General features: G+C 69.1%; 16 protein-coding genes. 13 read left to right on the top strand and 3 right to left on the bottom strand.

The genetic code is table 11. The annotated features are described in order from the left end of the window. Positions 1-51 precede the first annotated feature (51 nt). Entirely contained in the window at positions 52-2,097 is a 2,046-nt protein-coding gene (locus QE389_RS09085) for a TonB-dependent receptor (protein WP_307366531.1), read from the bottom strand. 111 nt (positions 2,098-2,208) lie between these two features. On the opposite strand from QE389_RS09085, the gene QE389_RS09080 reads away from it, so the two are divergent. From QE389_RS09080 to rimM, 11 genes are all read left to right on the top strand, one after another. Next, positions 2,209-2,712, top strand: coding sequence for a Fur family transcriptional regulator (locus tag QE389_RS09080; RefSeq protein ID WP_307366530.1), 504 nt, complete (start codon positions 2,209-2,211; stop codon positions 2,710-2,712). Positions 2,713-2,728: 16 nt separating this feature from the next. Next, positions 2,729-3,619 carry an alpha/beta fold hydrolase gene (locus QE389_RS09075; RefSeq protein ID WP_307366529.1) on the top strand — a complete coding sequence of 297 codons (891 nt, stop codon included), beginning with the start codon at positions 2,729-2,731 and terminating at the stop codon, positions 3,617-3,619. A gap of 168 nt (positions 3,620-3,787) precedes the next feature. Next, positions 3,788-4,384, top strand: a complete 597-nt coding sequence (locus tag QE389_RS09070) for a nicotinate-nucleotide adenylyltransferase (protein WP_307369006.1) — start codon at positions 3,788-3,790, stop codon at positions 4,382-4,384. Between the two features lie 155 nt (positions 4,385-4,539). Next, positions 4,540-4,974, top strand: a complete 435-nt coding sequence (gene rsfS / locus QE389_RS09065; RefSeq protein ID WP_307366528.1) for a ribosome silencing factor — start codon at positions 4,540-4,542, stop codon at positions 4,972-4,974. Positions 4,975-4,992: 18 nt separating this feature from the next. After that, the gene (rlmH, locus tag QE389_RS09060; protein ID WP_307366527.1) at positions 4,993-5,457 is read left to right on the top strand and encodes a 23S rRNA (pseudouridine(1915)-N(3))-methyltransferase RlmH; all 465 of its coding nucleotides are present in this window, start codon (positions 4,993-4,995) and stop codon (positions 5,455-5,457) included. 1 nt (position 5,458) lies between these two features. Beyond that, complete coding sequence (locus tag QE389_RS09055; RefSeq protein WP_307366525.1) at positions 5,459-6,538, top strand: murein hydrolase activator EnvC; 1,080 nt, start codon at positions 5,459-5,461, stop codon at positions 6,536-6,538. 166 nt (positions 6,539-6,704) lie between these two features. Further along, positions 6,705-8,075: a S41 family peptidase gene (locus QE389_RS09050; RefSeq protein WP_307366523.1), complete on the top strand. Its 1,371-nt coding sequence runs from the start codon at positions 6,705-6,707 to the stop codon at positions 8,073-8,075. A 68-nt stretch (positions 8,076-8,143) separates the two neighbouring features. Then, the gene (locus QE389_RS09045; protein WP_307366521.1) at positions 8,144-8,524 is read left to right on the top strand and encodes a hypothetical protein; all 381 of its coding nucleotides are present in this window, start codon (positions 8,144-8,146) and stop codon (positions 8,522-8,524) included. A 343-nt stretch (positions 8,525-8,867) separates the two neighbouring features. Then, entirely contained in the window at positions 8,868-10,418 is a 1,551-nt protein-coding gene (ffh, locus tag QE389_RS09040; RefSeq protein ID WP_307366519.1) for a signal recognition particle protein, read from the top strand. Positions 10,419-10,442: 24 nt separating this feature from the next. After that, positions 10,443-10,982 carry a 30S ribosomal protein S16 gene (gene rpsP / locus QE389_RS09035; protein WP_307366517.1) on the top strand — a complete coding sequence of 180 codons (540 nt, stop codon included), beginning with the start codon at positions 10,443-10,445 and terminating at the stop codon, positions 10,980-10,982. A gap of 120 nt (positions 10,983-11,102) precedes the next feature. Next, the gene (gene rimM, locus QE389_RS09030) at positions 11,103-11,636 is read left to right on the top strand and encodes a ribosome maturation factor RimM (RefSeq protein ID WP_307366515.1); all 534 of its coding nucleotides are present in this window, start codon (positions 11,103-11,105) and stop codon (positions 11,634-11,636) included. On the opposite strand, the gene QE389_RS09025 is transcribed toward rimM, so the two are convergent. Then, positions 11,633-11,809, bottom strand: a complete 177-nt coding sequence (locus QE389_RS09025) for a YegP family protein (protein WP_307366513.1) — start codon at positions 11,807-11,809, stop codon at positions 11,633-11,635. The genes rimM and QE389_RS09025 overlap by 4 nt on opposite strands. Before the next feature lie 161 nt (positions 11,810-11,970). On the opposite strand from QE389_RS09025, the gene QE389_RS09020 reads away from it, so the two are divergent. Together QE389_RS09020 and QE389_RS09015 are read left to right on the top strand one after the other, a co-directional pair. After that, positions 11,971-12,672: a glutathione binding-like protein gene (locus tag QE389_RS09020; protein ID WP_307366511.1), complete on the top strand. Its 702-nt coding sequence runs from the start codon at positions 11,971-11,973 to the stop codon at positions 12,670-12,672. A 56-nt stretch (positions 12,673-12,728) separates the two neighbouring features. Further along, entirely contained in the window at positions 12,729-13,124 is a 396-nt protein-coding gene (locus QE389_RS09015) for a DUF3597 domain-containing protein (protein ID WP_307366509.1), read from the top strand. A gap of 129 nt (positions 13,125-13,253) precedes the next feature. On the opposite strand, the gene QE389_RS09010 is transcribed toward QE389_RS09015, so the two are convergent. Beyond that, positions 13,254-14,423, bottom strand: coding sequence for a benzoate/H(+) symporter BenE family transporter (locus tag QE389_RS09010; protein ID WP_307366507.1), 1,170 nt, complete (start codon positions 14,421-14,423; stop codon positions 13,254-13,256). Position 14,424 lies beyond the last annotated feature (1 nt).

The following is a 14,424-nucleotide window of genomic DNA, read 5'->3' as shown; positions in this document are numbered from 1 at the left end:
GCGGCAAACGGCGTGGCGGAGACAGGCCCCGCCACGCCGTCCAAGGCCGGATCAGAAGGCGTAGGTCACGCCCACGCGCAGGTTGCGGCCCGGCAGGGCCGCGATGTCCTTCAGGAAGGAGGCGTGCTCGCGCGCCTCCTGGTCCGTCAGGTTATGCCCCTCGGCGAAGAGGGTGATGTTGCGGTCCGCGAAGGGCCGCACGGCGCCGCGCAGATTGACCATGGTGTAGCCCTTGGTCGGCAGTTCGCCTTCCGACAGGCGGTCCTGTTCGCCGACGCGGCGCACTTCGCCGGCCAGATCCCACAGGGTCGAGGTCCAGGCCAGGCGGGCGGTCGCCGACCACGGGGGGATGCGGGCGGCCGGCCCCAGGTCGGTGTCGGCATGCACATAGTCGGCGGCGCCTTCCAGCGACAGCTTGCGGTCGCCGCTCCGCCACAGGGCGTAGGCCGCCTCGGCCTCGAAGCCGTAGAAGTCGGCGCCGGTCTGAACGAAGCGATAGACGGGGAAGGTGTCGCCTTCGTCCGTCGTGACCTCGGCGCCGGTGCGACGCTCGTCGATGAAGCCGTCGTACCAGGCGCGGTAGGCGTGCAGGTCGGTCGTCAGCGGGCCGCGATCATAGTGGATCGTGCCCTCCAGGGTCGTGACCTTTTCGCTGTCCAGATTGCGGTCCCCGGTCTCATAGGCGGCGGTGGCGACGTGGACGCCGTCGGCGAACAGTTCGACCTCGCTGGGCGCGCGTTCGGTGCGCGACAGGCTGACGCCCAGGAACAGGCCCGCCTGCGGGCGGAGGAAGGCGGCGGCCGACGCCGACCAGTTGTCGAACTTGCGTTCGACCTGGGCGGTTTCGCCCAGCGGCACGGCGCTGAGGGTGCGGCGGTCGAAGCGCAGGCCGCCCTCGAAGCCGTAACGGTCGCGGTCGTAACGCTGGACGGTGTAGAGGCCCTGTTCGTCGATCTTGGTGGTCGGGACGAAGGCTTCCTCGCCGATGGCCTCGAAGTTGCGTTCCAGCGCCTGGACGCCGACGGCGCCGTTCCATCCGTCACGGGCGCGCTGAACCAGTTCGCCGCGCGTTTCCCAGCCGTCCGAGTTGAAGACGGTGCCCGGCTGGCCCGGTCCTTCGAACTCGGTGTGGGTGTAGTCGGAATGGCCGTAGGAGGCGCGGGCCTTGGCGAAGGGGCCGTCGTCGAAGCGGTATTCGCCGCGCGCATCCCAACGCTTTTGCTCCAGCTTGATGAAGACTTCCGGCTCGGCGACCGTGCCGTAGTCGTTCTGGGTCGACTTGTAGGACACGCCGACGAAACCCTTGTCGCCGATATAGGAGCCGCCCAGGCCCCAGGCGTTCAACTTGGACCAGCTGTTGGGCTGTTTGTCGGCGTCCGCGCGGGCCACGCCTTCCGCATCGGCAAGGGCCTGGGAGATGGGCGAGGAGGGGATGTGGTAGTCGTCGGTCTGGCGCGTCACGCCGCTGACGTTGAAGGCGAAATTGCCCGCGCCGACCGTGGCGTGGCCCGAGGCGCCGCGGCCGTTGTCGACCGTGGAGTACTGCGTCGAGACGCGGCCTTCCAGCCCGCCTTCCGGAAGCTTCTCGGGGATGCGGTCGTCGATGATGTTGACGACGCCGCCGATGGCCGAACCGCCGTAAACCAGGGTTGCGGGGCCGCGCACGATCTCGATGCGGTGCGCTTCGCCCGGGTCGGTGGCGACGGCGTGGTCGGGCGAGACCGAGCTGGCGTCGATCTGGCCCAGGCCGTTGGTCAGGACCTGAACGCGCGGGCCGGCCAGGCCGCGAATGACCGGACGGCTGGCGCCCGGCGCGAAGTCGGTCGAGCGGACGCCCGGCAGACCGTTGACCAGGTCGCCCAACGAGACGGCGGGGGCCTGGGCCAGGTCCTGGTCGTTCAGAACGTCGGTGGCGATGGTGGTCGCACGCTGGGTCACGCCATAGGGGGTGGCGGTGACGATGACGTCGTCGACCTGGGCGGGGGCGGACTTCGCGGGAGCCGTCTGGGCGTGGGCCACGCCGCCCAGGGCCAGGCTCAGGGTGGTCCAGGCGCAGGCGGACAGGAGTAGGGGGCGTGAAACGCGGGTAGGACGCATGGGGGCGTAACCTTTTGGGGGAGGAGAACGGATTTTGTTATGAGATAACGTCACATGGCGTCAAGCTGTGTTCTGTTGCGGCGGAGCCCTCCAGACATTAGCTGTGGCGTCATGAGCACTCCTTGCGATCACGATCACGCCCGATCCGGCCTGCACGGGCCCGCGCTGGCACAGGCGCTGGATGTCGCCGAGGCGCGCCTGTCCCAGGCCGGGGAGCGGATGACCGCGCCGCGCCGGCGGGTGCTGTCGCTGCTGTTGGAGACCGGAGAGCCGGTCAAGGCCTATGATCTGATCGCGCGCTTCGGGGCCGACGGCCAGGCCGCCAAGCCGCCGACCGTCTATCGCGCCCTGGAGTTTCTGGAGCGCCAGGGCATGGCCCACCGCATCGCCTCCATCAGCGCCTATGTCGCCTGCGCCGGCCATGCGGACGAACCGCCAGGCGCGGCGGCCCATGCGGCGGCCTTTCTGATCTGCGACTGCTGCGGCGCGACCCGCGAGGTGCATGGACCCGACCGGGGCGGCATCGCCGCCGCCGCCGCCGCTGCGGGCTACGAGATCGCGCGCACCACGATCGAGGCGCACGGCCGCTGCCATGCCTGCCGCGCGGCTGCCTGATCATGGACTTCTGACCATGGACGCCGCCCTGCTATCGCCGCCGCGGCGTCTCCGCGTCCCCATCGACAACCGCTGGGGCGCGGGCGAGATGGCGGTGCTGGACTTCGGCGATCCGGCGCGGCCGGTCGATCTGATCTTCGTCCACGCCAACGGCTTCAACGCCGCGACCTACCGCTGCCTGCTGTCGCCCCTGGCGTCGTCGCTGCGCATCTGGGCGCCGGACCTGCGCGGACATGGGCGCTCGTCCCTGCCCATCTTCGCGCAGCCCAAGACGAACTGGCGCGATCACCGCGACGATCTGCTGGGCCTGCTGGCGAAGCTGGACGGGCCGCCGGCGGTCCTGGCCGGCCATTCGATGGGCGGGACGGCCTCGCTGCTGGCCGCCGCCGTCGCGCCGTCGCGCGTGTCTTCCCTGGTGTTGTTCGATCCGGTGATCTGGAAGCGGTCGTCCACCCTGATGTTCAACCTGCCGCTGGCCGCGCGGCTGCTGGCGGGCGCGCCGATCAGCCGCGCGGCCCTGCGCCGCCGCCGCCTGTTCGACAGCCGGGAGCAGGCCCTGGCCGCCTATCGCGGGCGGGGCGTCTTCAAGGGCTGGCCCGACGCCGTGCTGGCCGACTATCTGTCGGACGGCCTGACCGAGACGCCCGACGGCCTGAGCCTGAGCGCCGCCCCCGAGTGGGAGGCCGCCAACTACGCCGCCCAGGCCCACGATCCCTGGCGCGCCCTGCGCCGCTATGGCGGGCCGGTGCGGATACTGAAAGCCGAACGCGGCGCCTTGACCTCGCTTTCGCCGCATCCGCGCGGCTTGCCGAACGTCACGGTCGAGGTGGTGCCGGGCGGCGGGCACCTGTTTCCCATGACCCACCCCGACGTGGCCCGCGACGCCCTGTTCGAGGCGGCGGTCTGAACGTGTCCGCCTCTCCGGCGCGGAGAGGGAGAAATCGGTATGCGGACGGTCGCGCCCCATGATAGGCCCCTGCTGAGCATAACCGCCGAGACGTCGTCCTTGTCCTTTTTCCACGCCGGTCCCGCGCCGCGAAGCGCTGGTCCCCGTTCCGGGGCGTTGCGCGACGGTTTGATCCTGACGCCGGGGATGAAGGTCGGTCTGTTCGGGGGCTCCTTCAATCCTGCGCACGAAGGCCACGCCCATGTGGCCGAGACGGCCATGCGTCGCCTGGGGCTGGACCGGGTCGTCTGGCTTGTGTCGCCGCAGAATCCGCTGAAGGACGCCCGCCACAGCGCGCCCCTGGCCGAGCGCATGGCCTCGGCCCGGCGACAGGCGCGGGGGCCCTCCATGATCGTGTCGGACTTCGAGACGCGGGCCGGGGTGGTGTGGACGATCGACACCCTGCGCCTTCTGGTCGCGCGCCACCCGGGCGTGCGGTTCGTCTGGTTGATGGGGTCGGACAATCTGGCCGACTTTCACCGCTGGCGCGGCTGGACCGACATCATGCGGCTGATGCCGATGGCGGTGATCGCCCGGCCCGGCTCGCTGCTGGACAGCCGCATGGCGCCGGCGGCCGCCCGCTTCGCCGGTTTCCGCGTGCCGGCCCAGCAGGCGGGCCTGCTGCCCAGCCTGTCGGCGCCGGCCTGGACCTATCTGACGGCGCCGTTGAATCCCCTGTCCTCGACCAAGATCCGGGCGGTCAAGGCGTCTCGCGCCCAGTCATGATCGGGCCGTGATCGCGCCGTGATCCGGCCGGCGGTTCACGTTGCGCCCCATCCGTGCTAAGGGTCCGCTTTAGTCAACGCTCCCGGAGCCCTCCGCTGACCCCCTCGCCCGCGTACGATACGCAAGACGCCGCCGTTTCGAACACGGCGCACGAGATGGACGCCATCGAACCTCTCCATTCCGAAGACGGCCCTGATTTCGACGACGCCGGCCCCGCGTTCGGCGACGCCGCGCCGCGCCCCCTCGGCTCCACCCCTCTGGAAGAGGCCGTGCTGAGCCGCCTCGACGAGGACAAGGCCCAGGACATCGTCCTGATCGACCTGAAGGGCAAGAGCGCCATGGCCGACGCCATGATCGTCGCCTCGGGCCGGTCGCACCGCCACGTCGGCGCCATCGCCGACCACCTGCTGCGCACCCTGAAGGACCAGGGCCTGGGCAAGGCCCGGGTCGAAGGTCTGCCGCACTGCGACTGGGTGCTGATCGACGCGGGCGATGTGATCATCCACCTGTTCCGCCCCGAAGTGCGCACCTTCTACAACATCGAGAAGATCTGGGCGGTCGATTCCGCCCACCGCACCGCGCGCGACTGATCCGCTGAGGCTGGCCTTATGAAGCTGGGCGTCGTCGCCATCGGCCGGCCCGGCCGCGGGCCGGAAGCAGCCCTGGCCGACGACTACGCCCGGCGGGCCACCCTGGCCGGGCGCGCTCTGGGCCTGGGGCCGCTGGAGCTGATCGACCTGGAGCCCAGGAAGCCGGGCAAGGCGCCGGAGGCCGAGCTGATCCTGGCCGCCGCCGAGGGCGCCCATCTGATCGCCTGCGACGAACGGGGCAAGACCTATGGGTCGCGCGCCTTCGCCGAACACATCGCCCGCCTGCGCGACCAAGGCGAGCGGCGGTTGGTCTTCGCCATCGGCGGGGCGGACGGGCTGGACGCCAGCGTGCGTCGGGCGGCGTCCTCGACCCTGGCCTTCGGGCCGCAGACCTGGCCCCACGCCCTGGCGCGCGCCATGCTGGCCGAGCAGCTGTATCGGGCCGTGACCATCCTGGCCGGATCGCCCTATCATCGCGACTGAGATGCGCCGCGCCCTTCCCCTGAGCCTCGCCCTGCTGACGGGCTTCGTCTGCGCCGCGCCGGCCGTGGGGCGTCAGGCGCCGGAGGGCGAACTGCCGCGCCTTCAGGCCGAGTTCCGGGACGAGGCCGTGCGTGCGCGTCGCCTGCGCGCCGACGCCGAGGCAGCCAAGGCCGAACTGGCCCAGCTGGAGCGGAAACTGTCCGGCCTTCGGGTCGACGAATCCGTCGACGACCGCCAGATCGAGGAGCAGCGCGCCCGTCTGCGCCAGCTCAGCGAGCGCGAGGCGGAATTGGTGGCGAACCTGGCGCGCGAACGCGGCGCCCAGGCCCGGCTGCTCGGCGCCCTGCAAATGATGAGCCGCCGTCCGCCCCCGCCCCTGCTGGTGCCGGCGGACAGGGCCATCGACACGGTGCGCGCTTCCATCATCCTGAAGGCCATGACGCCGGAACTGGAGACGCGCGCCAAGGCTCTGAGCGAGCGCCAGGCCGAGATCATGCGTATTCGGCGCCTGGCCGTGCTGTCGTCCGAACAACTGCTGACGACCGAGAGCGCCCAGGGCGACCGCCGCGCCCAGATCGAGGACCTGACGGCGCGCAAGACCGCCCTGACCGCCGTGCTGAACGCCGAGGCCCGCGCCTCCGAACGGGCGGCGGCGGCGCTGGAGAAACGCATCCGCGACCTGGGCGGCGCCGTGCCCGCAGCGAACGACGAGGACATCCCGTCGACGCGCCTGCCGGCCGGGCGCAGTCGTCTCAGCCCGCCGGTCGCGGGCGCGCCCAGCCAGACCTGGGGCGAGGGGACCAGCGGCTGGCGCTGGAGGGCGGATCGGGCGACGGTGCGGGCGCCGGCGGACGCCAGGGTGGCCTACGCCGGCCCCCTGACCGGCTGGGGCGAGGTGGTGATCCTGGACCTGGGGCCGGGGTGGCGGGCCGTGATCGCCGGGCTGGACAGTCTGAACGTGGCCTCTGACGCGCGGGTCGCCGACGGTCAGGTCCTGGGCCGCAGCGGTCCCGGCGGCGATGTCTATTTCGAACTGCGGCGCGAGGAGCGGCCCATCGACCCCGGCCCCTGGCTGCGCTGAGCCGGGGAAAAGACCCGCCGGGCGGCCCGATCCGCAATCGCGCCTTGCTTTCCGCCCGGACGCTGATTTTATCGGTTTGACGCTGCGTCGCCACGATTCCGTCGTGTCTTCGGGGCCATGCACTTTAAGAACGGGCGTCATGACCGGCCCGACCGAAAGAGACCGAATGCGTAAACTGCTTCTCGTCGGCTGCGCCGCGCTCGTGCTGGGCGGCTCGGCCGCCGCCGTGTCCAGCCAGACGCCGCGCAACGAAACCTTCCGCATGCTGGAGCTGTTCGGCGACGTCGTCGGCATCGTCGAGAAGGTCTATGTCGTTCCGGTCGACAACAAGAAGCTGATCGAGGCCGCCCTGGCCGGCATGATGACGGCCTTGGACCCGCATTCCAACTACCTGCCGCCCTCCAACTACGACGAACTGCGCGAACGGACGGAGGGCCAATATTCGGGCGTCGGCCTGACCATCAGCGCCGACGGCGGCATGGTGAAGGTCATCTCGCCGATGGACGACAGCCCGGCCGCTCGCGCCGGGGTCCAGGCGGGCGACGTGATCTCGGCCATCGAGGGTCAGAACGCGGCCGGCCTGACCGTCAGCCAGGTTTCGGAGAAGCTGCGCGGCCCGGTCGGGACCAGCGTGAAAGTGACCTTCCTGCGCGACGGCTCGGACCCGCTGGACGTCACCCTGACCCGCGAGGTCATCAAGGTGCAGTCGGTGACGGGCCGGGTCGAGGGCGACTTCGGCTATCTGCGCATCTCGACCTTCAACGAGAACACGGGCCGGGAGCTGAACGAGGCCATCGCCAAGATCAAGACCGAGAAGCCGGGGGTGAAGGGCTATGTCCTGGACCTGCGCAACAACGGCGGCGGGCTGCTGAACGCCGCCATCGACGTGTCCGACGCCTTCCTGGAGCGCGGCGAGATCGTCAGTCAGCGCGGCAGGAAACCCGAGCAGATCCAGCGTTACACGGCCAAGCCCGGCGACCTGACCGGGGGGCTGCCGCTGGTGGTCCTGGTCAACTACGGCTCGGCCTCGGCCTCGGAAATCGTCGCGGGCGCTCTGAAGGATCATCAGCGGGCGACGGTCGTGGGCCTGACCAGCTTCGGCAAGGGGTCGGTGCAGACGGTGATCCCGCTGCGGCAGGGCCAGGACGGCGCCCTGTCGATCACCACGGCGCGCTACTACACCCCCTCGGGCGCCTCGATCCAGAAGATCGGCATCGAGCCCGATCTGGAGGTCGCCCGCAACGAGGCCGAGGCCCGCATCGTCTCGCGCTCCAGCTTTATCTATTCCGAGGCCGCCTACGCCACGGCGCTGGACGCCTCCATCGGGGCCGAACGCAAGGGGCCGCACACCCCGCGCGAGGCGCCGGGCGAGGGCTTCCCCAAGGACAGGGACTATCAGCTGGAACGCGCCCTGGACGTCCTGCGCGCCGGCGGCGATCTGTCCAAACTGTCGCCGGCGCCCGAGGGCGTTGTGGTGACTGAGCCGGGTTCGAAACCGAAGACGGACGAGCCCAAGCCGGAGACGCCGGAGCACTGATCCCGGCACGATGTTTGCACCTTTTCGACCTGCGGCGCGGCCTGACGATCCGCAGGTCGGAGATTCTCATGTCGATTTCATCGGTTGGCGGTTTCCAGGGCGCCATTGGAGCCATGGGCTTCGTTGGCGCGGCCAATGCCGCCCGGCAGGAAAAGCCCAGTTCATCCCTGGCGGGCGATCTGGATCAGATTCGTCAGAAGGGGTTGGGCGCCTGGGCGCACGACCAGCAGATGGAGAAGCTGAGACAGCGCCTGCGGGCCGAAGTCCTGTCGGATCGTCATATGACGGAAGGCGACGTCGCGGCCATGAAGCCGGAGTCGCGCGCTTCGATCGAGGACGAGATCGCCAAGCTGATCGATCAAAAGCTTCAGGAGGCGATGAAGGCCAAGGTCGAGGACGCGGCCGGGAAGGGCAAGACCGAGGCGGTGTTGCTGAACATCTCGGTCTGAACGGGCCCAAGAAAGGGGCGCGCCGTAGGATTCGACATTCCCTTCGTTTTCCTTCATAAGCCGCCGCTTCCGACGCAAGTGAACCTCGCGTCTCCACCGGGACGACAGCTCTTTTGTCGTGCTACCGCGCTCCGCGCTGCTTGAGCACAGCCCATTCGGGCTCAGGCAGGCCGCAAGGCCGATAGCCCAAAAGAGAACGAGCCCGGCGAGAACCCCCCGCCGACGTGATCGTCGCCGGGGGTCGTTGTCGTGTGGAGCCGTTTCACCCGTCGGTTGGCTGGTTGCCCATTGTTCTGGATTCAGGTCGTCCCGACCTGAAGCGAAAATGGGCGTGAGGTAGTGAATGTTCGAGGCTCTGAACGAGCGGCTGACAGGCGTTTTCGACCGGATCACCGGTCGCGGCGCCCTGTCCGAAAAGGATGTCGCCGAGGCGATGCGCGAAGTGCGCGTGGCCCTGCTGGAGGCCGACGTCGCCCTGCCGGTCGTCAAGGAATTCATCGCCTTCGCCACCGAGCGCGCGACCGGCGAAGAGGTCATCCGTTCGGTCAAGCCGGCCGATCAGGTGGTCAAGATCGTCTATGACGGTCTGATCGAGATGCTGGGCGGCGAAGAGCCGGTCCCGCTGAACACCAACGCCAATCCGCCCGCCGTGGTGCTGATGGCCGGCCTGCAGGGGTCGGGCAAGACCACGACCTCGGCCAAGCTGGCGCTGCGCCTGACCAAGTTCGATCGCAAGAAGGTCATGCTGGCCTCCCTGGACACGCGCCGTCCGGCCGCGATGGAGCAGCTGGCCACCCTGGGCAAGCAGATCGAGGTCGCCACCCTGCCGATCGTTCAGGGCGAGAGCGCGGTCCAGATCACCCGCCGGGCGCTGCAATCGGCCAAGCTTCAGGGTTTCGACGTCCTGATCCTGGACACCGCCGGCCGCATCACCCTGGACGAAGGGCTGATGAACGAGGTGGCCGAGGTCGCCGACATCGCCAAGCCGGTCGAGACCCTGCTGGTCGCCGACAGCCTGACCGGCCAGGACGCCGTTCGCACCGCCCGGGCCTTCCATGAACGCCTGCCCCTGACCGGCCTGGTCCTGACCCGCGCCGACGGCGACGGGCGCGGCGGCGCCATGCTGTCGATGCGGGCTGTTACGGGCCTGCCGATCAAATATCTGGGCGCCGGCGAAAAGGTCGACGCGCTGGACGTCTTCGACGCCCGCCGCGTCGCCGGCCGCATCCTGGGGCAGGGCGATATCGTCGCCCTGGTCGAAAAGGCCAGCCAGGACCTGGACCAGGCGAAGGCCGAGAAGATGGCCAGGAAACTGGCCAAGGGACAGTTCGACCTGGACGATCTGGCCGGCCAGCTTCAGCAGATGAAGCGGATGGGCGGTCTTCAGGGCATCATGGGCATGCTGCCTGGCGTGGCCAAGATGAAGAACCAGATGGCCGACAGCGGCATCGACGACCGCATGATCCTGCGTCAGGAAGCCATCATCTCCTCGATGACCAAGGTCGAGCGCAAGAAGCCCGACCTGTTGAACGCCAGCCGCAAGAAGCGCATCGCCGCCGGCGCCGGGGTCGAGGTCCAGGACGTGAACCGGGTCCTGAAACAGCACCGCCAGATGGCCGACATGGTCAAGCAGATGGCGCGCGGCGGACCCCGCAAGATGCAGCAGATGGCCGCCATGCTGGGCGGCCTTCCGGGCGGCGGAACGCCCGGAATGGGCGGCGGCCCCGATCTGAACCGACTGAAAGCCCTGGGCGGCGGCAAGGCGCCGGAACCCAGCGCCGAAGACCTGAAAGCCATTCAGGACCGCCTGGCGGGCCTTGGAAACCCCCTCGGGGGCGGCGGACCACTTCCGGGAGGGCTTCCGGGTCTTCCCGGCTTCCCTCCCAAGAAATAACGACTACCTGGAAAGAGACTTGAAATGCTGAAGATTCGTCTGGCCCGCGGCGGCGCCAAGAAGCGCCCCTACTACCACATCGTCGTCGCCGACTCGCACGCCCCGCGCGACGGCAAGTTCATCGAGAAGGTCGGCAGCTACAACCCGATGCTGCCCAAGGACAGCGCCCAGCCGCGCGTCGCCCTGAAGGTCGAGCGCATCGCCGAATGGCTGGGCAAGGGCGCCCAGCCGACCGACCGCGTCGCCCGCTTCCTGTCGCAGGACGAAACCCTGTCGGCCAAGGTGAAGTGGACCCAGGGCAACAATCCGAACAAGGCCCAGCCCGGCAAGAAGGCCCAGGAACGCGCCGCCGAGCGCGCCCAGCGCGAAGCCGACCGTCTGGAAGCCGAAGCCGCCGCCAAGGCCGAGGCCGCCGAAGCCGCCGCCCGCGCCAAGGAAGAGGCCGAAGCCGCCAAGAACGCCCCGGCTGCTGAAGAAGCCCCGGCCGAAGAAGCGCCCGCCGCCGAGGCCGCCGCTGAAGAGGCCCCCGCTGCTGAAGCGACCGAGGAAAAGGCCGAAGGCTAAGCCTTTCGGTTCGACGATGATCGGGGCGGCGTCTTTCGACGCCGCCTTTTTCATGCGCTAAAGCCTGATCCGTTGAGGGAATCGCTAGGCGGTTCCGTCTAAAATGATCGGGCTCTGGGGGTGAGCATGACCACGGACAGCAGATTGATCCTCGTCGGCCAGATCGGCGGCGGTTTCGGGGTGCGGGGCGAGGTGCGGGTGACGGCCTTCACCGCCGATCCCCTGGCCCTGACGGAATACGGCCCCCTGCTGCGCGCCGACGGCTCGGTGGGGCTGACCCTGACCGCCGCGCGGCCCGACAAGAACGGCGTGGTCGGCCGCGCCAGGGAAATCGGCACCAAGGAAGAGGCCGACGCCCTGCGCGGACTGAAGCTTTATGTCCCCCGCGACCGCTTTCCCGAACCCGAGGAGGACGAATTCTATCTGGCCGACCTGATCGGTCTGGAGGCGCGCGGCGTGGGCGGCGTCGTGATGGGGCGGGTCAAGTCGGTCCAGAATTTCGGCGCCGACGACATGCTGGAGATCGCGCCCGCCGCCGGCGGCCCGACCTGGTATCTGCCCTTCACCAAGGCGGCGGCGCCCGAACTGCACCTGGCCGACGGCTGGCTTTTGGCCGTGCCGCCGACCGAGGTGGGCGAGCGAGAGCCCGACTAGCTGTTGTCTTCGACCGGGGCGTCCGGTCCGTTCTTCTTGATGGACTCGATGGCGTTCTGGGCGGAAGCCTTCGAGGCGTAGCCCTCGGTCGAGAACATGGTCTCGGAATTGTATTTGAACCGGACGCGGAACTCCCCCGCCTTGTCTTTGTAGATTTCGAACTTGTGCGCCATCGAGCGTCTCTCCGTATGCGACCGGGCAGCGGTCAAAGCCAAGCTGGCGCCGCGACGTGTGCGGTTCCAGACACAAGCGCGCGATCAAAACGGCGCCCGCGACCGTTGCCAAATCGGCGCCGCCTCCCGACATCAGGGCCTCCAAACCGCAGAGGCCCGCCATGATCGACCTGTCCGCCTTCCCCATCACCAAGCGCTGGCCGGCGCGGCATCCCGACCGGCTGCAACTGTATTCGCTGCCGACGCCCAATGGGGTGAAGGTGTCGATCATGCTGGAGGAGGTCGGCCTGGCCTATGAGCCGCACCTGATCGACATCATGGCCAACGAAACCTGGGGGCCGGAGTTTCTGTCCCTGAACCCCAACGGCAAGATTCCCGCCATCCTGGATCCGAACGGACCGGGCGGTCAGCCGCTGGCCCTGTTCGAATCCGGCGCCATCCTGATCTATCTGGCGGAAAAGACCGGAAAGCTGCTCTCGGTCGATCCGGCGACCCGTTACGAGACGATCCAGTGGGTCATGTTCCAGATGGGCGCCATCGGCCCGATGTTCGGCCAACTGGGTTTCTTCCACCGCTTCGCCGGCAAGGAGTATGAGGACAAGCGCCCGCGCGATCGCTATGTCGCCGAAAGCCGCCGCCTGCTGGGCGTGCTGGAGACGCGGCTTGAGGGCCGGGACTGGCTTGTAGGCGACTATTCCATCGCCGATGTCGCCACCCTGGGCTGGGTCCGCAATCTAATCGGCTTCTATGAGGCGGGCGAGATCGTTGGCTTTGCGGACTTTCCCCAGGTCGCCGCCTGGCTGGAACGCGGTTTGGCCCGACCGGCCGTGCAGCGCGGCCTGAACATTCCGGCGCGCGAATAGGCTGAACCTCGCCGTTTCGGTCGCGTTGTATGCGGACATCAACAGGAGCACGACCGATGGGCATCTTCTCTTCGATCTGGAACAAGATCACCGGCCACAAGCCGAAGGCGGCGCCTGCGCCGACACCGACGCCCACCGTCGGCGCGCAGACCACGCCCGGCGCCGGCCCGGTCCCTGTCGCGCCCGCCGTTCAGGCGGTCGATGTGGAGGCGGTGCTCAGCGACCTGGCGGCATCCAAGGGCGGCGGGGGCAACTGGCGCACCTCGATCGTCGATCTGCTGAAGCTGCTGGACCTGGATTCCAGCCTGGAGGCCCGCAAGGAGCTTGCCGAGGAGTTGAACGTCCATGCCGGTGCGCATGGCTCGGCCGAACAGAACATCGCCCTGTCCAAGGCGGTCTGGCAGAAGCTGGCCGAAAACGGCGGCCAGGTCCCGGCCTCGCTGCGGGACTAAGCCGGCCTCAAGCAGCGCATAGCGCGGTAGGCCAAATAGCCGGCCTCAAGCAGCGCGAAGCGCGGTAGGCCAGATACACGGCCTCAAGCAGCGCGAAGCGCGGCAGGCCAAGAAAGAAGCGACGCTGGATCAGGCCCTCGGTCTGATCCAGCGCATCGCCGCCAGAGCGGCAAACCCCACGACCAGACCCCAGAAGGCGGCGCCGATCCCGAGCAGGGCGACGCCAGAGCCCGTGGCGGCGAAGGTCAGGACAGCGGCCTCCCGCTCCGGCTTGGCCAGCATGGCCCCCATCGCTCCGGTCAGGGCGGCGATCAGGGCCAGGCCTGTTATGATGGCCAGCACCGCAGGCGGCATGGCGATGAACAGTCCGGCCAAGGGCGCCGCAAACAGCGCCACAACGACATAAAACCCGCCATAGATGGCGCCGACCATCCATCGTTTCGCCGGATCGGGATGGGCGTCCGGGCCGGTGCATATGGCGGCGGTGATGGCGGCCAGATTGACGCCGTGGGCTCCGAACGGAGCCGCGATCAGGCTGGTCAGGCCGGTGGCGAAGATCAGGCGGTTGGCGGGCGGCTCATACCCGGCGGCCCTCAGCACCACCAGTCCCGGCAGGTTCTGCGAGGCCAGGGTGACCAGAAACAATGGAAAACCGAGGCTGACTGCGACCTTCCAGTCGAAGACGGTCATGACCGGCGACAGACCGCCGAACAGGCCCGTCCCCGGCGGCAGGCCGATCTGCCCCCTGAAGCCCAGAACTGCAAAGGCGGCGATCAGCACCGCAGGCAGGCTCCAGGCGGGCCACATCCGCCGCGTGACGATGAAGACGGCCAGCAGTCCGACCGCCAGGCCCATCTCTTCCGGCACGACCTTGAACAGCCTGAGCACGAAAGGCAGCAGCACGCCCGCCAGCATGGCCGAGGCGACGGACGCCGGCATCTTCTGCGCCAGCCGCCCCAGTGCGGGCAAAAGGCCCGTCAGCACCATCAACACCGCCGCAGACACGAACGCCCCGACGGCGTTGGCCCAACCCAGGCCCAGCGTCGAGGCCGCCAGAAGGGCCGCGCCTGGCGTGGACCAGGCCAGGACCACCGGCATCCTGAACCGCCAGCTCAGCAGCATCCCCGGCAGGCCGATCCCCAGGCAGAGGGCTGTCACCATCGAAATGATCTGGGCGGGGTCGGCCCCCAGAACCTGGCCCGCCTGAACGACCAGGGCGACCGTGCCGCCGAAGCCGACAACGGTGGCCACGGCGGCGGCGGAGAAGCTGGCGGGGGGCGGGAGGTCGGACGCGCTCATG

It is taken from the genome of Brevundimonas sp. SORGH_AS_0993, assembly GCF_030818545.1.
Taxonomy (GTDB): Bacteria; Pseudomonadota; Alphaproteobacteria; order Caulobacterales; family Caulobacteraceae; genus Brevundimonas.
Note: the sequence above shows the minus strand (reverse complement) of the source record. Positions and strands in the feature narration are given on the sequence as shown.